Source organism: Stenotrophomonas sp. YJH_SMC_94-11 (assembly GCF_059370435.1).
Genome location: NZ_JCAFTR010000002.1, coordinates 125,542 through 146,168 on the forward strand (window position 1 = coordinate 125,542; position 20,627 = coordinate 146,168).

A 20,627-nucleotide genomic window follows, 5' to 3' on the forward strand; every position below is an offset into this window, starting at 1 on the left:
ACGCATGGCGTGGATCTACTGTAGAGCCGAGCCCATGCTCGGCTGCCGTTGGTTTCCTGGCATTTGGCAGCCGAGCATGGGCTCGGCTCTACAGGTCAGGGAAACCGCAGTTCCACCACGCCTTCATGCGGCAGGCTTACCTTCACCGGAACGCTCTGCAGGTCATCCTCGCTGCGGTTAGCGCTGCCGCTGCGCGAGATGCGTGCCAGCACTTCCACTTCGCGATGGGCCGACAGCGGTGCGGTTGGCATCGGACTGTCACCGTCGCCCAGCGCAACCGTGGCCGGGAAGCCGGCCAGCGGCAGCTTGCGAGCGGCCACCGGCATCGGCGGTCCATCCACGGCGCGCGCCAGTACGAACACCTGGGTGCTGGCTGGCCAGTCGGCGTTCTTCAGTGCCGGCAGCTGCACGCGCACCTGCAGCAGCGCCGCTGGCGCCGCAGCGCCAGCATCGGGCGCCTGGCCAGCGGCCTCGCGGGCAATCGCGATCTGCGCCTGCAGCGCCCGCGCGGCACCCGGTTCCAGTCGCGGCAGCAGGCCGCTCCACACGTCCGCAGCCTCGGCGTTCTTTCCGCGCTGCCGCAGGGCGATGCCCAGCAGCCAGCTGGCGCGCTCGGCGTCGGGGGCCTGTGTACGTGCCTGCTGCAACCAGGCCATCGCGGTGTCGTCGAACTGCTTGCCGGCATCAGCCTGCGCGCGCGCCTGCGCGGCTTCCACCAGCACGCCCGGATCATCCGGTGCCAATTCGGCGGCCTTCGCGAAGGCGTCTGCCGCAGCTGAGGCATTGCCCAGTTCGGCCTGCGAACGCCCGAGCAATGCCCAGCCATCGGCACGCTGAGGGTCGCGCTCCAGTGCATCCTGCAGGGCCTGCACGCCATCGCGCAGGGTGGCTACCGACGGCGTCGGCTGCACCTGTGCTGCACGCGGATCACCGACCAGCAGGTACAGGCAGGCACCGGCCACGCCCAGTGCGAACACGCCGACCACGAAACCGCGACGACCTTGGTGGCGCAACGGCCACAGCACCAGTGCTGCCATCAGCGCAGCAACCAGGCCGGCCAGCACCGGCAGCCAATGGTTCACCATTCGTCTCCTTCATCGGCCTTGCCGGCCGGTGCCGCGCCGACGGTGCGTCCACGTCGGCGGACGATGCCCAGCACCACCAGTGCACCGGCGCCGAGCATCAGCAGGGGACCGCCCCACAGCAGCCAGGTGCCCGGCTGCAACGGTGGTTGATAGAGCACGAACTCACCGTAGCGGGCGACCAGGAACTGCTTGATCTGTGCGTCGTCGTGGCCCTGCTGCATCAGCTGCAGCACCTCGCGGCGCAGGTCCTGCGCGATCTGCGCATTGGAATCGGCCAGCGACTGGTTCTGGCACTGCACGCAGCGCAGCTGCGCGGCCAGGTCATGGAAGCGGCGTTCCTCGGCATCATCGCGGAACTGCAGCGGCTGCGGATCGTGCAGCGGCTGCTGGGCCAGCGCGGCCAGCGGCACCATCAGGAGCAGCAGCGCCAGCAGCCAGCGCATCGGCTCAGGGCGCCGTATGCAGGGTGTTGCCGGCACTGCCCTGGGCCTTCTCGATCTTCTGCAGTGCCGGGATCAGCTTCTCGTCGACCACGCGCTGGGTCATCGCGCCACTGTACTTCCAGCGCACGATGCCACTGCCATCGACCAGGAACGTCTCCGGTGCGGCGGTCACGCCCCAGTCGATCGCGGTGCGGCCCTCGACGTCACTGAGCACCACCATGAACGGGTTGCCCAGCTGTTCCAGCCAGTGCAGCGCGTCCTTCGGATCATCCTTCCAGTTGTAGCCGATCACGCGCACGCGCTTGCTCTCGGCAAAGCGGGTCAGCACCGGATGTTCTTCGCGGCAGGCCGCGCACCAGCTGCCCCAGACGTTCAGCAGATAGGGCGCACCGCGCAGGTCGTCGCTGTGTACGATCATTTCCGGGTCATGCAATACCGGCAGCGCGAACGCCGGCGCCGGCTTGTCGATCAGGGCCGACGGCAGCACGTCGCGCTGCGGGTCGCCCGATTTCATCACCCCGTAGATCATCAGCCCGAGCAGGCCGAAGAAGAACAGCACGCCGATCACGATGGCTACCGGCGGCAGCGGGCGGGAGGGGCGCGGGGCGGGGGACTCGGACATGGGAACTCCTACGGACGACGGAAACGGCGGTCGGCGGCGGTGATGAATCCGCCCAGGGCCATCAGCAGCGCGCCCAGCCAGATCCAGCGCACGAACGGCTTGATGTGCACCCGTACCGCCCATGCATTGTTGCCCAGCGGCTCGCCCAATGCCACGTAGACATCGCCGTCGAAGCGTGCATCGATGCCGGCCTCGGTCATCACCTGGCCGCCGCTGGCGTACTGGCGCTTCTCCGGATGCAGCAGGGCCAGCTCGCGGCCGTCGAGGAACACGCGCAGGTGGCCGCGGTCGGCGATGAAGTTGGGGCCTTCGCGATGGTCCACGCCCTCGAAGCGCACTTCGTGGCGACCGATCACCAGCTGCTGGCCAGGCGCCAGCGCCACTTCGCGTTGCACGTTCAGCGTTTCCACCAGCAGCGCACCGGCCAGGAACACGGCGATGCCGGCGTGGGCGACGATCATGCCGAGCATTTCGGCGGTGAAGCGGCCATTGCCACGCAGGCGCTGCCAGACGAAGCGCCCGGTGCCGAGTGCGACCCAGGCCGCAGCGGCGACGCCGATGCCGGCCTTCCAGCCATTCTGCGGTGCCTGCCACCAGGCCAGCGCGCCCAGCAGCAGCGACAGGCCCAGCCAGGGTGCCAGCAACGCGAAGGCGCGCGAGGGCTGGTCACGCTGCCATTTCACCAGCGGGCCGAACGGCAGCAACAGGATCATCGGCGCCATCAGCAGCAGGAACAGGCTGCCGAAGTAGGGCGGGCCGACCGAGATCTTGCCCAGCGACAGCGCATCGGCCAGCAGCGGGTACAGCGTGCCGAGCAGTACCATCGCGCAGGCGGTGGCCAGCAGCAGGTTGTTGGCCAGCAGCAGGGTCTCGCGCGAGGTGGCGGTGAAGCCACGACGTGGGTCCTCGGCGTCCACGCTCAGCTGGCTGGCCCGCAGCGCGTACAGCAGCAGGCTGCCACCGACCAGCACCGACAGGAACACCAGGATGAACAGGCCGCGCGAAGGATCGGCAGCGAACGAATGCACGCTGGTCAGCACGCCCGAGCGCACCAGGAAGGTGCCCAGCAGCGACAGCGCGAACGCGGCGATCGCCAGCAGCAGGGTCCAGCTGCCGAAGGTGCCGCGCTTTTCAGTGACGGCCTGCGAATGGATCAATGCCGCACCGACCAGCCACGGCATGAAGCTGGCATTTTCCACCGGGTCCCAGAACCACCAGCCGCCCCAACCCAGCTCGTAGTAGGCCCACCAGCTGCCCAGTGCGATGCCCAGGGTCAAAAAGCCCCAGGCGACGTTGGTCCACGGCCGCGTCCAGCGCAGCCAGCGCGCATCCACGCGACCTTCCAGCAGCGCGGCAACCGCGAAGGCGAAGGGCACCGCGAAGCCTACGTAGCCCAGGTACAGCATCGGCGGATGGATGATCAGCCCCGGGTCCTGCAGCAGCGGGTTGAGGTCGCGGCCTTCCAGCGGCGCCGGGTTCAGGCGCAGGAACGGATTGGAGGTGAAGATCAGGAAGGCGAGAAAGCCGACGCTGACCACGCCCATCACTGCCAGCACGCGCGCCTGCACCGGTGCCGGCAGGTGCCGCGAGAACAGCGCCACCGCGCCGGTCCACAATGCCAGCACCAGCGCCCACATCAGCAGCGAGCCCTCATGCGCGCCCCACACCGCCGAATAGCGATAGATCAGCGGCAGCAGCGAATTGGAGTTCTCGGCCACGTAGCGCACCGAGAAATCCTGCTGCACGAACGCGGCGGTCAGCACCGCGAAGGCGCCGGCCAACAGCAGCAGCTGCGCGAAGGCGGCAGGCCGCGCCACTGCCATCCATGCCGCATTGTTGCGATGCGCACCGACCAGCGGCAGGCCGGCCTGCAGCAGCGAGGCCAGCAACGCACACAACAGCAGGATCTGACCCAGTTCGGGCAGCACTCAGCGCACCTCGGGGGCCGTCACCGGCACGTCGTGCTTGCGATGGGCATCGCCCATCTTGTCGGCCACTTCCTTCGGCACGTACTTCTCATCGTGCTTGGCCAGCACTTCGTCGGCGACGAAGACACCGTCCTGCAGGCGGCCACTGGCGACCACCGCGGTGCCTTCGGCGAACATGTCCGGCAGGATCCGCGAGGTGGTCACCGCCAGCTGTGCATCGCCGTCGGTCACCTCGAAGCGCGCCTCCAGCGAGCCCACCGGGCGGTTGAAGGAGCCCTTCACCACCATGCCGCCCAAGCGGAAACGCGACTGTGCATCGACATCGCCGCGCAGCACTTCCGAAGGGGTGTACAGGTAGGCGATGTTGCGCTCCAGCGCCATCGCCACCAGCGCGGTGGCCAGGCCGGAGGCGAGCAGGGTCAGCAGCACCCACACCAGGCGGCGACGCTGCACCGGGGTCATCGTTCCAGCTCCGTCGACAGCGTCGTCGCCGCGTCCTGCCTGCCAGCGCGGGTCTGCTGCCGCTGCTGGCGGGCCAGTGCCAGCCGGCGCGCCACGCGCAGGCGCAGCCACGAACCGAGGGCATCGGCGCTGAGTACCAGCACGAATACGGCGTAGGCGCCGATCACATAGGGCAGGTGGGTCATGGCTGGGCCTCCCGGGAGGCGCGCGCGGCATCGACACGGCCGCCGACCCAGGCCTTGCCGGCCTCGCGGTCGAGATTGTCGGCGCGGGCCTTGGCCAGCACCGAACCGGCGAACCAGAATTTGGTGCCGATCACCATCCACCACAGCGGCGCGATCATCGCGCTGCTGATCGCCGATTCACCGAACACGTTGATCGACTGGCGCTGGTGCAGGCCGCCCCACCAGTCCACCGAATAGCGGATCACCGGCAGCAGGCTGACACCTACAATGGCCAGCAGGCCAGCGGCGCGCGCGGCGCTGCGGCGGTCTTCGATGGCGTGGTACAGGCCGATCACGCCCAGGTACAGGAACAGCAGTACCAGTTCGCTGGTCATGCGCGGGTCCCAGTCCCACCAGGTGCCCCAGGTGCCCTTGCCCCAGATGCTGCCGGTCAGCAGGGTGATGAGGGTGAAGCCGGCGCCCATCGGCGCGCAGGCCATGGCCAGGATCTCGCAGACCTTGATCCGCCAGATCAGCGCGATCGCGGCATACAGCGCCATCAGCGCGAACACGAACAGGCTCATCCAGGCACTGGGGACGTGGATGTAGAGGATGCGGAAGCTGTCCAGCTGCTTGGCTTCCGGCGGCACCACCAGCAGCGCCTGCCACATGCCGACCAGCAGCACCGGCACTGCGGCGAGGTAGAACACCCGCGACCAGCGGGCAGCGAAACGGTCGAACGTGGGAGGCGAACCGAGTTGGTGGAACCAGCGGACAATCGGATTCATGCGTGGCGGCTATCCAGCAGGGGTGGATTGGCTCTCAGCTCGGTCAACTCAGAGAAATACGTATTGCAGCGGCGGTGGCCAGCGGCGCCAGCACCAGCGCGACCAGCAGGCCGGCGCCCAGCATCAGCAGCGCACCGACCGGATCCTGCCCGCGCCCGGCTGCCGCCAGGCTGCCTGCGCCGAACACCAGCACCGGCACGTACAGCGGCAACGACAGCAACGCCACGAGAATACCAGAGCGCCGGATGCCAACGGTCAGTGCAGCGACCACGCCACCGATCAGGCTCAGCAACGGCGTTCCCAGCAGCAACGATGCCAGCAACATCGGCAGCTGGTCATGCGGCAGATGCAGCATTTCGGCCAGCAGCGGGCTGACCACGATCAGCGGCAGTGCCGTGGTGGCCCAGTGCAGCAGCACGCGCACCAGTACCAGCCAGGCCAGCGGCACCGGCGCCAGCAGCCACTGTTCCAGCGAGCCATCTTCGGCGTCGGAACGGAACAGCGAATCCAGCGACAGCTGTCCCGCCAGCAGCACGGCCAGCCACAGCACCGCGCCGGCGGTGGCGGCCAGCAGTTGTGGCTCACGACCCTGGGCCAGCGCGAACAGCACCACCACCAGCACCGCGAACAGCAGCGGCTGCAATGCGTCGCCGCGGCGGCGCCAGAGCAGGCGCAGGTCGCGCTTGAGCAGGGCGCCTGCGGTCTGCCACAGGCCCGGTTCGGTGCCCGGCGCGATCATGCGGCACCGCCGAGGTCGAGCTGGCGGGTACGCACCGGCGGTGCGGCGTAGGCGCCGTGGGTGGTGACCAGCGCAGCGCCACCGGCGCGCAGGTGCGCCGAGATCATCCGGTTGACCAGGGTGATGCCCTCCAGGTCGAGGTTGGCATAGGGTTCGTCGAGCAGCCACAGCGGCGCCGGCGACAGCCAGATGCGCGCCAGTGCCAGCCGCCGCTTCTGTCCGGCCGACAGATGTCGTACCAGGGTGTCCTCATAGCCGGCCAGGCCGACGATGGCCAGCGCGTTGCCGGGCATCTGGCGCGCACGGCGGCCGTGCAGGCCACACAGGAAATGCAGGTTTTCCAGCGTGCCGAGGTCCGGCTTCAGGGCCGGCAGGTGGCTGAGATAGGCGACATAGCGCGCGCGCTCGGCATTGCTGGCGGGCTTGCCGTCGATCCGCACCTGGCCGGCGCCGGGCCGGGCCAGGCCGGCCAGCACGCGCAGCAGGGTGGTCTTGCCGGCGCCGTTGCCACCCTGCACCAGCAGGGCTTCGCCGGCGTCCACATGGAAGTCCAGCGGGCCGAACACCGGCTCGTCATTGCGGGAGAAGCTCAGGCCGCTGGCGGCCAGCAATGCAGGGGTGTTCAAGGGGCAAAGGTCTTCATGCCGGAGTGCGGCGGCAATTGTAGCGGTGAATGCTGTCCCGGTAGCGCCGGGCCATGCCCGGCGGCCGCAAGGCATATGCAAAGAGCCGCCGGGCATGACCCGGCGCTACCGGCTGAACCCACAGTCGCAGCGTGGATTTCGTACACTTCTGGGCCTCGTTCCCCCAGACTCCAGGCCGATGCAACCCACCACCAAGCTGCCCAAGGTCGGTACCACGATCTTCACCGTGATGTCCCAGCTCGCCGCCGAACACGGCGCGGTCAACCTGGGCCAGGGTTTCCCGGACTTTTCCGCGCCGCAGCGCCTGATCGATGAGACTGCCAAGGCGATGGCCGCCGGGCTGAACCAGTACCCGCCGATGACCGGCGTGGCCCCGCTGCGCCAGGCCATCGCCCAGAAGGCGCTGGACTGCTACGGCGCGCAGGTCGATGCGGACAGCGAGATCACCGTCACCAGCGGCGGCACCGAGGCGATCTTCAACGCCATCCACGCCGTGGTGCGTGCGGGCGAGGAAGTGATCGTGCTCGACCCGGCGTATGACTGCTACGAACCGGCGATCGACCTGGCTGGCGCCAAGGCCGTGCATGTGTCGCTCGATCCGCAGACGTTTGCGGTCGACTGGGACCGCGTGCGTGCAGCGATCACCCCGCGCACCCGCATGTTGATCGTCAACACCCCGCACAATCCGTCCGGCGCGATGCTGTCGGCGCAGGACATGCAGGCGCTGGCCGAACTGCTGCGCGGCACGCAGATCTACCTGATTTCCGATGAAGTGTATGAGCACATCATCTACGACGGCCGTCGCCATGAGTCGGCGCTGCTCTACCCGGAGCTGCGCGAGCGCGCATTCGTGATCTCCAGCTTCGGCAAGACCTACCACTGCACCGGCTGGAAGATCGGTTATGCGATCGCGCCGCCGGCGCTGACCGCCGAGTTCCGCAAGGTGCACCAGTACAACACCTTCACCAGCTTCGGCCCGGCGCAGTACGGTTTCGCCGCGATGATCCGCGATGAGCCGGAACACCACCTGGAACTGGGCGCGTTCTACCAGGCCAAGCGCGACCGCTTCCGCGAGCAGCTGGCCAGCACCCGCCTGAAGGCGCTGCCGGTACCGGGCGGCTACTTCCAGCTGGTCGACTACTCGGCCATCAGCGACCTGCCGGATCATGAGTTCGTGAAGTGGCTGACCATCGAGAAGGGCGTGACCGCCATCCCGCTGTCGCCGTTCTACGAGACTCCTCCGGCCGGCCAGCGCCTGGTGCGCCTGTGCTTCGCCAAGAACGAAGCGACCATGGACGCGGCGATCGAACGCCTGCGCCTGCTGTGAGCGGAGCCGTAGACATGCAGGACCTGCGCATTTCCCTCGTCCAGGGCGACACCCGCTGGCACGACCCGGCCGGCAACCGTGCCTACTATGGCGCGCTGCTGGCGCCGCTGGCCGGCAGCACCGACCTGGTGATCCTGCCGGAGACCTTCACCAGTGGTTTCTCCAACGAGGCCATTGCCCAGGCCGAAGGCATGGACGGCCCGACCGTGGCCTGGGTACGCGAGCAGGCCAAGGCCTTGAATGCCGCGGTGATCGGCAGCGTGCAGCTGCGCGACGGCGAGGGCGTCTACAACCGCCTGCTGTTCGCCACGCCCGATGGTGACCTGCAGTACTACGACAAGCGCCACCTGTTCCGCTACGGCGGCGAGCACGAGCGTTATGCCGCCGGCCGTGAGCGCCTGAGCGTGGAATGGAAGGGCTGGCGGATCAATCCGCAGGTCTGCTACGACCTGCGCTTCCCGGTGTTCTGCCGCAACCGCTACAACGTCGAGCGTCCGCAGCAGCTGGACTTCGATCTGCAGATCTTCGTGGCCAACTGGCCGTCGGCGCGCGCCTATGCATGGAAGACCTTGCTGCGCGCGCGCGCGATCGAGAACCTGTGCTTCGTGGCGGCGGTAAACCGCGTCGGCGTGGACGGCAACCAGCTGCACTACGCCGGCGACAGCGCGGTGATCGACTTCCTCGGCCAGCCGCAGGTGGAGATCCGCGAACGCGAACAGGTGGTGACCACCACCATCTCGGCCGATGCCTTGGCCGCGCATCGCGCGCGTTTCCCGGCGATGCTCGATGCCGATGCCTTCCACCTGGACGAACAGGCCTGAGCCGCGGCCTGAACACCGCCGCACCAGCGCGCGCGCCTGCATCCAACGTGCACGCGCGCGCTGCTAGATTCGCCGGCAGTCCGACCGAACTGGAAGTCCCGCCATGAACAAGCCCTTCGCCCTGCTGCTGGCCCTGTCTACTGCGACGCTGGCCCCGGCCGCGCACGCCGCCGGCAATCTCGATTGCCAGCTGCGCTACAACCTGTCCGGCTGGTCGCTGATCTACAAGACCGCCTCCGGCAATGGCACCGTGAGCTGCAGCAACGGCTCCAGCCTGCCGGTGCGCATCGAAGTGAAGGGCGGCGGCCTCACTGTGGGCAAGTCGAAGATCACCAATGGCCGTGGCAGCTTCACTGGCGCCGTCAGCGTCAACGAGCTGTTGGGCACCTACGCCTCGGTTGGCGCGCATGCGGGTGCCGTGAAGTCCAGCAACGCGCAGGTGATGACCAAGGGCGACATCTCGCTGGCCCTGTCCGGTACCGGCAAGGGCTGGGACCTGGGCGTGGACGGCGCCGCCTTCACCATCAGCCGCCGCTGATCCCAAAAAAAGGGGACGGAGGGGATTAAGTCGCTTTCGCCCCTTTGAGGCAAAAACGACTTAATCCCCTCCGTCCCCTTTTTGTATCAGATGCCGTCGGTGTTGGTGCGCACGATCAGCTTCCAGCGGATGTCGCCCTCGTGGGGCGCGTGCTGGTGATGGGATTGGGGCGGGAATGGATCGTTCTTGTTGCACGTCACTTCACGCTTGCAGCCCTTGCACCGATAGATGCCTGACGCCTGGACCTTCTCGGCCGGGCCATGCGTGTCAGTCCATACCTGTGTGACCTTCTCTGCCTGCAGGTGCGCTGCTTCGATGTACCACGCCATCGTCAATGCCTCATGTTGCGGGTGAGGGTTCACGATAGGCGTTCATCGCGTTGCTCGCGTCGACCTATGGCACTAATTGCACGTTTTCAAAGAATTCCTAGCTCACGCTTTTCATCCGCGCATGGCGTGGATCTGCCAACGGATCGACCCACCAGAAAAAGAAAAACCCCGGCCTGCGCCGGGGTTCTCATTTCAACGTGGCTGCCGATCAGCCGCCGCGCGGGCCGCTACGGCGCGGGCCGCCGGGACCGCGGTTGCCACCGGGGCCACGGTGGCCCCCCGGACCGCCGGGACCACGGTTACCGCCCGGGCCACGGTTGCCACCACCACCCGGACCACGACCGCCCGGACGGGCGCCCTGTGCCGGCTTTGGGCTGCCATACGGGTTGAAACCCGGGGTTGCATGGTCGGACGGGAAGCTCGGGGCGTTGCCCGGATGACCGTACGGGTGCTTGTTGCCCTGGCCCTGCGAGCGGTTGCCGGCACCGGCCGGACGACCCTGACCGCCTGCGCCGCCACGGCCTTCACCACCGAAACCGCCACGGCCCTGGCCGCCACCGGCGCCCGGGCCCTTCGGCTTGCCGTACGGACGGCCTTGGCCGCCTGCGCCCGGACCACGGGCACCCGGGCCACGTGCGCCCGGGCCGGCATTGCGATGGCCGCTCGGGCCGGTGTTCACGCCATCGGGCACGTACCAGGTGCGGAACGCGGCCGGATTGCCTTCCGGCAGCGAACGGTCATTCTTCGGCGCGCGCTGCTTGAACGGCTTCTGCGACTGCTTGGCCGCTGCTTCACCGCTGACCGTCAGGCCGCCCTTGAAGCCGCCACCCTTGCCGCCGCGACCACGGCCGCGGTCTTCGCGGACGTTGTCGAAACGGCGCAGCTCGCGACCTTCGTCAGCGGTGTTGTGGCCATTGACGTAGGCATTGCCGCGGCCACCTTCGCGCACGCGCACGGTGGTCTTTGCGGCGCGGCGCTGGCCGATCACCGGCTGCAGCGTCAATGCCGACGGAGCGCCTTCTTCCAGCTTCAGCTGCGCACGCAGCGCTTCCACCTGAGCGGTGCCCAGTTCCACCGAATGGCCACGGGCCAGTTCGCGCGGCAGGCTCACCTTGCCATAGCGTGTGCGCTTCAGGCGGCTGACCTGGCAGCCCTGCGATTCCCACAGGCGGCGCACTTCGCGGTTGCGGCCTTCCTTCACCACGACGCGGAACCAGTCGTGAGAATCGGTGCCGCCGATGCGTTCGATCTCATCGAACTTGGCCGGACCGTCTTCCAGTGCGACGCCACGGCTGAGGCGGTCGACGATGGCGTCGGAGACCTTTTCCTCGCCTTCCGGTGCACGCACGCGCACCACGTACTCGCGCTCGACCTCGAACGATGGGTGCATCATGGCGTTGGCCAGCTCACCGTCGGTGGTGGCCAGCAGCAGGCCGGTGGTGTTGATGTCCAGGCGGCCGATGGCGATCCAGCGCGCGCCCTTCAGCGGCGGCAGCGACTCGAACACGGTCGGGCGGCCTTCGGGATCTTCGCGGGTGGTCACCTGGCCTTCCGGCTTGTTGTAGACCAGCACGCGCGACGGCTCGGCCAGGGCAGTGGCGACGAAGCCGCGGCCATCCAGTTCGATCCTGTCGCCGCTCTTGACCGACATGCCGGTCTGCGCGACTTCACCGTTGACCTTGACCAGGCCTTCGGCGATGCGCTGTTCCAGCGCGCGGCGCGAGCCGAGGCCGGCCTGGGCCAGCACCTTGTGCAGGCGCTCTTCCAGCTTGAACTGTTCGGAGGTGGCTTCGCGCTTCAGCGAGAGCTTGTTACGGGGGGTGTCACTCATCAGTTTTGCTCCGGCCGACGGTTTCGAGGTCGGCCTCTGGTTCGGAATCGGCTTGGTCAACAGCCACGGTCGTCATCGCGACGGCGTTGTCTTCGCGTTCGTTCACTGGCACCGCGCGCTCGCCCGGCGCGGAATCGGGGTGCCCATCATCGAGGGGCGAAGGTGCTTGCTCATCGGAGGCCGATGCAGGGGCTGCATTGGCGGAATCGGGGGTGTCACTGCCGGCCAGGCCGGCGTCATCGTTCGCGGCAACGCCATCGGCGCTGGCCGAGATGTCCGGACCCTCGGCACCGGCCACGGCCGGTGCATCACGGTCCAGGGCCAGCTGCGGTTCCAGCTCGCCCAGGTCCTTCAGTTCCGACAGCGGCGGCAGTTCGTCCAGCCGCTTCAGCCCGAAGTAGTCCAGGAAGCCCTTGGTGGTGCCGAACAGCGCCGGCTTGCCGGGCACGTCGCGGTGGCCGACCACGCGGATCCATTCGCGTTCTTCCAGCGCCTGGATGATGTTGCTGCTGACCGCCACGCCGCGCACCTGCTCGATCTCGCCGCGGGTGATCGGCTGCCGATAGGCGATCAGCGCCAGGGTTTCCAGGGTGGCGCGGGTGTAGCGGGTCTTGCGTTCGGTCCACAGCCGGCTGATCCAGCCATGTACTTCGCTGGTGACCTGGTAGCGGAAGCCGGAGGCGACCTCGACCAGTTCCACGCCACGACCTTCGCAGGCCTCGCGCAGGCGCTCCAGCGCACGTTCGATGCTGCCCGGCGGTGCCGGTTCCTCTTCCGGAAACAGGTCCTTCAGCTGGGCCAGGGTGAGTGGCTGGCTGGAGGCCAGCAGGGCACCCTCGACAATGCGGTCGATCAGCGATTGATCCATCGGCAGTCAGCGCTCACTCGTTGGCATTGGCGGCGTCGTTGTCGTCAAACTCGCTGCTGAACTGCAGCGGCGCGTTGGTGTTGCCAGCAGCCAGCGACTTCACGTAGATCGGCGCCAGCGGTTCTTCCTGGACGATGTCCAGCAACTGCTCCTTGGCCAGTTCCAGCACCGCCAGGAACGTGACAAGCACGCCCAGCTTGCCTTCTTCGGCGGTGAACAGCCCTTCAAAACGATAGAACTTGCCGTCTTCCAGGCGTCCCAGTACTTCGCCCATGCGTTGCCGCACACTCAGTGCTTCGCGCTTGATGGCGTGGCCGCTGAACAGCTCGGCGCGCTTGAGCACGTCGTGCAGGGCCAGCAGCATTTCCTTCAGGTCCACCGGCGGCGGCAGCTTCACCGTGGCGCGCTCGGGCATGAAGGCATGCGCCACCGTCGTGTCGCGGTCCTGGCGGGGCAGGGCGTCGATGTCCTCGGCGGCCTGCTTGAAACGTTCGTACTCCTGCAGCCGGCGCACCAGCTCGGCGCGCGGGTCGGCCTCATCGCCTTCCTCGCTGACCGGGCGCGGCAGCAGCATCCGCGACTTCACCTCGGCCAGGATCGCGGCCATCACCAGGTACTCGGCCGCCAGCTCGAAGCGCAGCTCGCGCATCACGGTGATGTATTCCACGTACTGCCGGGTGATTTCGGCCACGGGAATGTCCAGCACATCCAGGTTCTGGCGGCGGATCAGGTACAGCAGCAGGTCCAGCGGGCCTTCGAAGGCGTCCAGGATGACTTCCAGCGCGTCCGGCGGGATGTACAGGTCCTGCGGGATCTGCAGGACCGGTTGCCCATGCACCACGGCCAGCGGCATTTCCTGCTGCTGGGGGGCGGGCGGCCGGGTTGGCAGGTTCGCGTCGAGCGCGAGTTCGGAAGTCATCTAATGGACATCAGGATTGCAACGGACCAGTCGCGGCACCGGGTTCGCCGGGCCAGCGCCACGGAGCCCCAGGGCACCAGACGCGCCGGGATCGGCGCGATTCCACACATATCAAACAGCAGGACGCGCCGCAGTAAACGGCAGCGACAGAACTACGGGGAGGTCGTCTACGTGGCCCGGCCAGGTGGTCCGGTTTGAAGCAGCGGATCTGTCGTCGGGGGCTGCGTGGCCGCAGAAACCAACGGGCTGCTGCATCCAGCCACGTGCAATGGAGTCTAGGGTAAGCCTTTGCTGCGCCAGTGTCCAGCCGGACCGGGGCAGGGGCTGCATTGGCTAGAATCGGCGGACCCGACAACGCAAGCGAGGAAATGCCGGTGTGGTATGTGATCGAAGGGTATGACGGCCAGGATGTGCTGGCGCAGCGGCTGCAGGCGCGGCCGGAGCATCTGGCGCGGCTGCATGCGCTGCGCGACGCGGGACGCCTGCTGCTGGCCGGGCCGTGCCCGGCGGTGGACAGTGAAGACCCGGGCCCGGCCGGTTTCAGCGGTTCGGTGGTGATCGCGCAGTTCGAGTCGCTGCCGCAGGCCCAGGCCTGGGCCGATGCCGACCCGTACGTGGCTGCAGGCGTCTACACCCGCGTGCAGGTCCGCCCGTTCCGCAAGGTGCTGCCGTGAACGCGGAACGGATCGAGCGGATCCGTGATGCGCTGCAGCAGGCGCTGGCGCCGAGCGTGCTGGAGATCGAGGACGATAGCCATCGTCACGCCGGCCATGCCGGTGCGCGCGACGGGCGCGGCCATTTCAACGTGCATGTGGTCAGTGAGCGCTTCGCCGGGCTGGGGCCGCTTGCCCGGCACCGCGCGGTCTATGCCGCGCTGGGGTCGATGATGGAGACCGATATCCACGCGTTGTCCATCCGCGCGCAGACCCCGTCAGAACAGGGCTGAGCCCTTGTCCCACGCTGTCCTGGCGGGTCCTTCATGGCCTCGCCACGGACAGGTTTTCATGTCCATTTCGGGACATTCGCCTAACGGACTGTTTACAAGCCTGGATGGAAACGCTTACATTCCGCGCCAATGCTGGTAGGTCCAAGCCGTGGAGGGCGGCTTCGTGAACAAGGCAGCTATCACAATCAAAGACGTCGCACGCGAAGCCCGGGTCTCCGTGGCCACGGTTTCCCGCGCGCTCAACGGGCATGAAAATGTCGCCGAACCGGTCCGCCAGCTTGTGCTGGAGGTGGCCGCACGGCTGCGTTACACCCCGCACGCCGCCGCCCGCAGCCTGAGCAGCCGCCGCACCAATACGGTGGGCGTGGTGCTGCCTGACCTGTACGGCGAGTTCTTCTCCGAGCTGATGCGCGGCATTGACGGGGTGGCCCGCAACCGCCGCCAGCACCTGCTGGTGTCCAGCTACCACGGTGACCAGGAACAGCAGGGCGCCGCCCTGCGTGCCATGCGCGGCCGCGTCGACGGCCTGCTGGTGCTTTCGCCCTATGCCGAGAGCCCGGGCTTCCTGACCGACAACCTGCCGCAGTCGTTGCCGACGGTGTTGATCAACACCTACCTGCCCGGGCAGGACCACCCGGTGCTGAGCATCGACGACCACGCCGGCGCAATGGCGATGACCCGCCACCTGCTCGACGCTGGTCACCGGCGCATTGCATTCATTTCTGGCCCGGACCTCAACTTCGACGCGCGCGAGCGCCTGCGCGGCTTCCGTGACGCGCTGGCGGCTTCTGGCGGTGGCGCCGAAGGCATCGAGTTGCCCGGTGATTTCGACGAAGCTTCCGGCCATCGTGCCGGTCAGGAGTTGCTGGCAGCCGGAGCGCTGCCCGATGCCGTATTCGCCGCCAACGACATGATGGCCCTGGGCTGCCTGTATGCGTTCACGCAGGCAGGGGTCCGCGTCCCGGCCGATGTGGCCTTGGCGGGTTTCGATGACATTCCACTGGCGCGTTTCGTCCACCCGTCGCTGACCACCATGCAGGTCAGCATCGCCGAGCTCGGCGACCGGGCCATGACGCGTCTGATGCAGTTGATGGACGGCACCTCCACGGATGGGGCAGGGGACAAGCAGACCCTGGTTCCCCGCTTGATTGTTCGCGATTCCACCACTCCGCCATCCGGCCGTTGAAGCCAGAGGCGTTCCTTCTTTTTTGATTGATCGCAGGGACCGCGCAAGCGGTTACCGCCACCCGGAGATTGAGTTGATGATGCATACCACCTTCCGCATGCCGGCGCGCCGGCTGCTGAGCACCGCCCTGGTCAGCTGCCTGATGCTGGCTGCCGCCCCCAACGTCATGGCGCAGTCGGCCAACGCCAGCCTGCGCGGCCAGGTTGCCGGTGCCCAGGCCGGCACCGAAGTGACCGCCACCAACGTCGCCACCGGTACCGTCCGCCGTGGCACCATCCGCGCCGACGGCAGCTACTCGCTGATGGGCCTGGATCCGGGCACGTACAACGTGGTCGCCAACGGCCAGACCCAGAAGGTCACCGTCACCGTAGCCTCGACCGCGACGCTGAACTTCGCCGGCGCGGCCAGCAGCACCCCGGGTTCGACCGCGGCCACCAACCTGGACACCGTCAACGTTGTCGCGCCGACCCTGCTGCAGGAAGTGCGTACCTCCGAAGTCGGCAAGACCGTCAGCCTGCAGCAGATCCAGACCACCCCGCAGGTGTCGCGCAACTTCCTGGAGTTCGCTGACGCGGTGCCGGGCCTGATCTTCACCCGCGACGCCAAGGGCAACACCTCGCTGCGCGGCGGCGCCACCAATGCAGATGGCACCAACGTCTACATCGACGGCGTGGGCCAGAAGAGCTACGTCAAGGGCGGCGGCGTGGCCGGCCAGTCCGGCAGCGCCGGTAACCCGTTCCCGCAGCTGGCCATTGGCGAATACAAGGTCATCAGCGGCAACTACAAGGCCGAGTATGGCCAGGTGTCGAGCGCCGCCGTGACGGCTGCAACCAAGTCCGGCACCAATGAGTTCAAGGGTGAGGCGTTCTACCGCTACACCGATGAAGACATGCGTGCCAAGACCCCGGCCGAGCGCCAGGGTGGCAAGGAGAAGATGGTCTCGGCCGAGAAGGAATACGGCTTCGCCCTGGGCGGCCCGATCATCCAGGACAAGGCGCACTTCTTCGTGACCTACGAAGCCAAGCGCTTCGACCTGCCGGTCACCATCGCGCCGGATGGCGCGGTCACCGGCGCTGCCGGCCTGCTGCCGCCGGCCGGCGCCGCCGGCCTTGGCCCGGCCAGCCAGCCGTTCCAGCAGGACCTGATCTTCGGCAAGATCGACTTCGAGCCGACCGACAACGATCGCATCGAGCTGACCTTCCAGGACCGCGACGAAACCCAGTCGCAGTTCAGTGGCCAGACCTCGCCGGAAGCCGGCCGTGAAGTGGTCAACACCGACCGTCGTTACGCCCTGCGCTGGAACCACAGCGGTGAGCGCTACTACAACGAGTTGATGGTCACCCACGAAGACTCGTTCAACAACCCGACCCCACTGACGCTGGCCAACGGCATCACCTACACCGCACCGGACGGCCCCGAAGACCGCACCATCGTGAAGATCGGTGGCGCCTCGGCACTGGATTCGCAGGTGAAGGGCCAGAAGGGCTGGTCGATCGAAGACAACCTGACCCTGGATGGCATCCAGTGGGCGGGCGATCACACCATCAAGATGGGCGTGAAGTACAAGCAGATCGACCTGTACGCTTCCGATGCGGCGCAGATCAACCCGACCTTCACCTACTCGCTGGGTGATCCGGACTTCCCCGATTCCATTCCGTACAAGGCGCAGTTCGTCAAGCCGGTGACCGGCGTGACCGGCGTGTCCGGCGAAGTGCGTTCGAAGTCCAAGCAGTACGGCGTGTTCATCCAGGACGACTGGCAGGTCAACGACCACCTGCAGCTGAACATCGGCCTGCGCTGGGACTACGAAAAGACCCCGTCCTACCTGGACTTCGTGACCCCGCAGCAGGTGGTCGACGCCATCTATTCGCAGGATCCGCGCGCTCCCGCCGGCCAGACCTATGCCGATTCGCTGGCACTGGGCGGCCTGGACATCAGCGACTACATCAGCAACGGTCACAACCGCAAGGCATTCAAGGATGCCTGGCAGCCGCGCCTGGGCTTCTCGTATGACATCAATGCCGACGAGCAGCACGTGATCCACGGTGGTGCCGGCCGTTCCTACGACCGCGACCTGTTCGACAACCTGCAGCTGGAAACCACCAAGCTGGCCCTGCCGCAGCCGACCATCTACTTCCGCAACCCGGCCACCGGCGCCTGCATCAACGGCCAGGCTGCCTGCTATGACTGGAACCCGAACCTGCTCAACGGCATCGGCAACCTGCAGGCACTGGTCGGCGCGACCAGCAATGCCGGCCTGGAAGTGGACCTGCTGAACAACAAGCTGAAGGCGCCGTACTCGGACCAGTTCAGCCTGGGCATGAGCAACCAGATCGGCGACTGGCTGACCGACGCCACCATCGCTCGTACCTTGAGCTACGACGGCTTCGCCTTCACCTTGGGCAACCGCTATCCGACCGGCCAGTTCTTCGATGATCCGCGCCTGTGCGGTGGCACCTCCCCGGGCCTGAGCCAGGCCTGGAGCTGCAACGTACCGGGCTTCGGCAGCCTGATCATCGGCCAGCAGGGCATCAAGACCCGTGCCACCCAGGTCCTGCTGTCGGCGCAGAAGCCGTTCACCAAGGAAAGCGGCTGGGGCACCTCGATCGCCTATACCTGGACCACCGCGCGCCACAACCGCGACATCAACGAGAAGTACGCCTTTGATCGCGGTCTGATCGGTGATTACCCGACCATCCGCTCCAACGGCGCACCGCGCCACCGCCTGGTGGTGACCGGTTCGTACGCGGGCTTCTGGGGCATCACCTTCGGCGGCAAGATCACCTTGGCCACCCCGACCGCCGTCAACGACTGGTACCCGGTGATGCAGGCCAGCGGCTACACCCTGCCGACTCCGCAGGCGGCCGTGCCCAACGCCACCGGCAAGTTCCTGGTGGGTGGCAAGATCTTCGGCTACCGTTCGGTCGACCTGCAGGCGACGAAGACGTTCAAGCTGGCGGGCAACACCGAGCTGTACGCCCGCCTGGACATCATCAACGTGTTCAACTTCGACAACTTCTCCACCTACAACTACGTCAAGACCAACGGCAAGCTGCAGGCCAGCTACAACGAGACCGGCGACATCATCGGTACGCCACGCCAGGTCAAGGCCGAAGTGGGCTTCCGCTTCTAAGCCTGGGCGGTGATGCATGACCCGATGCCGCCGGCTCGCCGGCGGCATCGATCGTGTGAAAACGGCAATGGCCGGCCCCGTGCCGGTCCATTGCCCACGCCGCTGCCGGGCAGGGGGCAGCGGCGTGGGCAATGATCGCGGTGTCAAACCACGTTTTTCGTGGTTTTTTAAGAGCGCATCTTGTAAACGATTTCAGATCATTGGACGGTATGCTTTCCCATCGATCAGACCACCGGAGGAACCGCGCCATGCAGGCACGCCATCTGTTGTCCGCGGCAGCGTTGAGCCTGGCCGTCGCCGCCTGCCAGCCGGCCCAGCAGGAGCCTGCCAAGCCGCGTCCGCCGGTGATCCTGATCGAGGCCGATGCACCGCCGCGGCCGATGAAGCCGGAGCTGCCGCCGCTGTTCGATGACATCGAGCGCCGCACCTTCCAGTTCTTCTGGGACACCACCAACGAGATCAATGGCCTGACCCCGGACCGCTATCCGTCGCGGCCGTTCGCCAGCATCGCGTCGGTGGGTTTCGCGCTGACCGCCTATCCCATCGGTATCGAGAACGGCTGGGTCAGCCGCAACCAGGCGATCGACCGGACCCTGACCACCCTGAAATTCTTCCGCGACGTGCCGATGGGCCCGCAGCGCACCGGCAAGGCGGGCTACAAGGGTTTCTACTATCACTTCCTGGACATGCAGGAAGGCCGTCGCTACGACAGCTGGGTCGAACTGTCCTCGGTGGATACCGCACTGCTGATGATGGGCGTGCTGTTCGCGCAGTCGTACTACGACGGTGACGATCCGCGCGAGAAGGAAATCCGCCAGATTGCCGATACCTTGTACAAGAAGGTCGACTGGCCGTGGCTGCAGCAGCGTGCACCGCTGATCTCGATGGGCTGGTTCCCCGAGAGCGGCTTCATCGACCACGACTGGATGGGCTACAACGAGGCGATGATGGTCTACATCCTCGCCCTGGGCTCGCCCACGCACCCGGTCAGCCCGGACGCGTGGACGGTGTGGACGCGCACCTATGACAACGACTGGGGTGTCTACCAGGGCCAGGAATACCTGTCCTTCGGCCCGCTGTTCGGCCACCAGTACAGCCACGTCTGGATCGATTTCCGCGATATCCAGGACGCGTACATGCGCGAGCGCGGCAGCACCTATTTCCTCAACAGCCGCTCGGCCGCACTGGCCCAGCGCGAATACGCCATCGCCAACCCGATGCAGTGGAAGGACTATGGCGAGAACGTCTGGGGCCTGACCGCCAGTGATGGCCCGCAGAACACCACGCAGGAGTACCGCGGCGAACAGCGCCAGTTCCGCCATTACTCCTCGCGCGGCGCCGGCCTGCGCGAGAACTTCGATGACGGCACCATTGCCCCGACTGCGGCGATCGCCTCGGTGGTGTTCGCGCCCGAGCAGGTGATCCCGGCCACGCTGGAAATGCACAAGCGTTACGGGGACTACATCTATTCCAGCTACGGCTTCCTGGATTCGTTCAATCCCAGCTTCAACTATGACATCCCGATCAAGACCGGTCGCCTGGTACCGGATCGCGGCTGGGTCGCCAGCGACTACATCGCCATCGACCAGGGGCCGATCCTGACCATGATCGCCAACTACCGCAACGACTTCGTCTGGGAAGTGATGAAGAAGAATCCGTACATCCGCAAGGGCCTGGAGCGGGCCGGATTCAGCGGCGGCTGGCTGGCGCCGGAAGGGTCGTTCCAGCCGCTGGAACTGCAGAAGGACGAAAAGGCCGCGGCAGCACGCGCGGTGGGTATCGCCGAATCACGCGCGGCTGCCGCGCAGGAACAGAAGAACAATGCCAACCGCACCACAGGCCAGGGCAAGTAAC

21 protein-coding genes are annotated in these 20,627 nt (G+C 67.0%); 8 read left to right on the forward strand and 13 right to left on the reverse strand.

The genetic code is table 11. The features are described 5' to 3' along the window. Positions 1-95 precede the first annotated feature (95 nt). The 9 genes from AC5P74_RS04830 to ccmA are packed head-to-tail and all read right to left on the reverse strand — an operon-like array spanning position 96 to position 6,971. Positions 96-1,085, reverse strand: a complete 990-nt coding sequence (locus tag AC5P74_RS04830; protein ID WP_495204847.1) for a tetratricopeptide repeat protein — start codon at positions 1,083-1,085, stop codon at positions 96-98. Continuing rightward, a complete protein-coding gene (locus AC5P74_RS04835) occupies positions 1,079-1,528 on the reverse strand; it encodes a cytochrome c-type biogenesis protein (RefSeq protein WP_053497872.1) in 450 nt (149 codons plus the stop codon). Before AC5P74_RS04835 ends, AC5P74_RS04830 begins: the two co-directional genes overlap by 7 nt. Positions 1,529-1,532: 4 nt before the next feature. Next, positions 1,533-2,150, reverse strand: coding sequence for a DsbE family thiol:disulfide interchange protein (locus tag AC5P74_RS04840; protein ID WP_053497870.1), 618 nt, complete (start codon positions 2,148-2,150; stop codon positions 1,533-1,535). Positions 2,151-2,158: 8 nt separating this feature from the next. Continuing rightward, the gene (locus AC5P74_RS04845; RefSeq protein WP_495204846.1) at positions 2,159-4,078 is read right to left on the reverse strand and encodes a heme lyase CcmF/NrfE family subunit; all 1,920 of its coding nucleotides are present in this window, start codon (positions 4,076-4,078) and stop codon (positions 2,159-2,161) included. Beyond that, positions 4,079-4,540, reverse strand: coding sequence for a cytochrome c maturation protein CcmE (ccmE, locus tag AC5P74_RS04850; RefSeq protein ID WP_372483991.1), 462 nt, complete (start codon positions 4,538-4,540; stop codon positions 4,079-4,081). Further along, on the reverse strand, positions 4,537-4,725 hold the full coding sequence (locus AC5P74_RS04855; RefSeq protein WP_005417652.1) for a heme exporter protein CcmD: 189 nt from the start codon (positions 4,723-4,725) through the stop codon (positions 4,537-4,539). The genes ccmE and AC5P74_RS04855 overlap by 4 nt, the downstream gene beginning before the upstream one ends. Then, positions 4,722-5,492 (reverse strand): heme ABC transporter permease CcmC, encoded by a 771-nt coding sequence (gene ccmC, locus AC5P74_RS04860; RefSeq protein ID WP_033832945.1) that lies wholly within the window; start codon positions 5,490-5,492, stop codon positions 4,722-4,724. Before ccmC ends, AC5P74_RS04855 begins: the two co-directional genes overlap by 4 nt. Positions 5,493-5,535: 43 nt before the next feature. Beyond that, on the reverse strand, positions 5,536-6,231 hold the full coding sequence (gene ccmB / locus AC5P74_RS04865; protein WP_006456616.1) for a heme exporter protein CcmB: 696 nt from the start codon (positions 6,229-6,231) through the stop codon (positions 5,536-5,538). Then, on the reverse strand, positions 6,228-6,971 hold the full coding sequence (gene ccmA, locus AC5P74_RS04870) for a heme ABC exporter ATP-binding protein CcmA (protein WP_495222451.1): 744 nt from the start codon (positions 6,969-6,971) through the stop codon (positions 6,228-6,230). Before ccmA ends, ccmB begins: the two co-directional genes overlap by 4 nt. Before the next feature lie 82 nt (positions 6,972-7,053). Between ccmA and AC5P74_RS04875 the strand changes: the two genes are divergently transcribed. The 3 genes from AC5P74_RS04875 to AC5P74_RS04885 all read left to right on the forward strand — a co-directional run bounded on the left by AC5P74_RS04875 (position 7,054) and on the right by AC5P74_RS04885 (position 9,561). Then, positions 7,054-8,202 carry a pyridoxal phosphate-dependent aminotransferase gene (locus AC5P74_RS04875; RefSeq protein WP_495204844.1) on the forward strand — a complete coding sequence of 383 codons (1,149 nt, stop codon included), beginning with the start codon at positions 7,054-7,056 and terminating at the stop codon, positions 8,200-8,202. Positions 8,203-8,216: 14 nt separating this feature from the next. Continuing rightward, positions 8,217-9,023 (forward strand): amidohydrolase, encoded by an 807-nt coding sequence (locus AC5P74_RS04880; protein ID WP_111176245.1) that lies wholly within the window; start codon positions 8,217-8,219, stop codon positions 9,021-9,023. 103 nt (positions 9,024-9,126) lie between these two features. After that, entirely contained in the window at positions 9,127-9,561 is a 435-nt protein-coding gene (locus AC5P74_RS04885; protein WP_053497861.1) for a hypothetical protein, read from the forward strand. Positions 9,562-9,647: 86 nt separating this feature from the next. On the opposite strand, the gene AC5P74_RS04890 is transcribed toward AC5P74_RS04885, so the two are convergent. The 4 genes from AC5P74_RS04890 to AC5P74_RS04905 all read right to left on the reverse strand — a co-directional run bounded on the left by AC5P74_RS04890 (position 9,648) and on the right by AC5P74_RS04905 (position 13,508). Continuing rightward, positions 9,648-9,890, reverse strand: a complete 243-nt coding sequence (locus AC5P74_RS04890; protein WP_495204843.1) for a protein L — start codon at positions 9,888-9,890, stop codon at positions 9,648-9,650. Positions 9,891-10,098: 208 nt separating this feature from the next. Then, positions 10,099-11,721, reverse strand: coding sequence for a pseudouridine synthase (locus tag AC5P74_RS04895; RefSeq protein WP_346607547.1), 1,623 nt, complete (start codon positions 11,719-11,721; stop codon positions 10,099-10,101). After that, complete coding sequence (gene scpB / locus AC5P74_RS04900; RefSeq protein WP_053497859.1) at positions 11,714-12,589, reverse strand: SMC-Scp complex subunit ScpB; 876 nt, start codon at positions 12,587-12,589, stop codon at positions 11,714-11,716. The genes AC5P74_RS04895 and scpB overlap by 8 nt, the downstream gene beginning before the upstream one ends. Before the next feature lie 13 nt (positions 12,590-12,602). Continuing rightward, a complete protein-coding gene (locus AC5P74_RS04905) occupies positions 12,603-13,508 on the reverse strand; it encodes a segregation and condensation protein A (RefSeq protein WP_053497857.1) in 906 nt (301 codons plus the stop codon). 374 nt (positions 13,509-13,882) lie between these two features. On the opposite strand from AC5P74_RS04905, the gene AC5P74_RS04910 reads away from it, so the two are divergent. The 5 genes from AC5P74_RS04910 (at position 13,883) to AC5P74_RS04930 (ending at position 20,626) form a co-directional block, all read left to right on the forward strand. Continuing rightward, entirely contained in the window at positions 13,883-14,182 is a 300-nt protein-coding gene (locus AC5P74_RS04910; RefSeq protein WP_005417634.1) for a YciI family protein, read from the forward strand. Beyond that, positions 14,179-14,454: a BolA family protein gene (locus AC5P74_RS04915; RefSeq protein ID WP_005417632.1), complete on the forward strand. Its 276-nt coding sequence runs from the start codon at positions 14,179-14,181 to the stop codon at positions 14,452-14,454. Before AC5P74_RS04910 ends, AC5P74_RS04915 begins: the two co-directional genes overlap by 4 nt. 148 nt (positions 14,455-14,602) lie before the next feature. Then, positions 14,603-15,640 carry a LacI family DNA-binding transcriptional regulator gene (locus AC5P74_RS04920; protein ID WP_005417630.1) on the forward strand — a complete coding sequence of 346 codons (1,038 nt, stop codon included), beginning with the start codon at positions 14,603-14,605 and terminating at the stop codon, positions 15,638-15,640. Positions 15,641-15,716: 76 nt separating this feature from the next. Then, the gene (locus AC5P74_RS04925) at positions 15,717-18,773 is read left to right on the forward strand and encodes a TonB-dependent receptor (protein WP_049414530.1); all 3,057 of its coding nucleotides are present in this window, start codon (positions 15,717-15,719) and stop codon (positions 18,771-18,773) included. Positions 18,774-19,021: 248 nt separating this feature from the next. Beyond that, complete coding sequence (locus tag AC5P74_RS04930) at positions 19,022-20,626, forward strand: glucoamylase family protein (protein WP_005417626.1); 1,605 nt, start codon at positions 19,022-19,024, stop codon at positions 20,624-20,626. Position 20,627 lies beyond the last annotated feature (1 nt).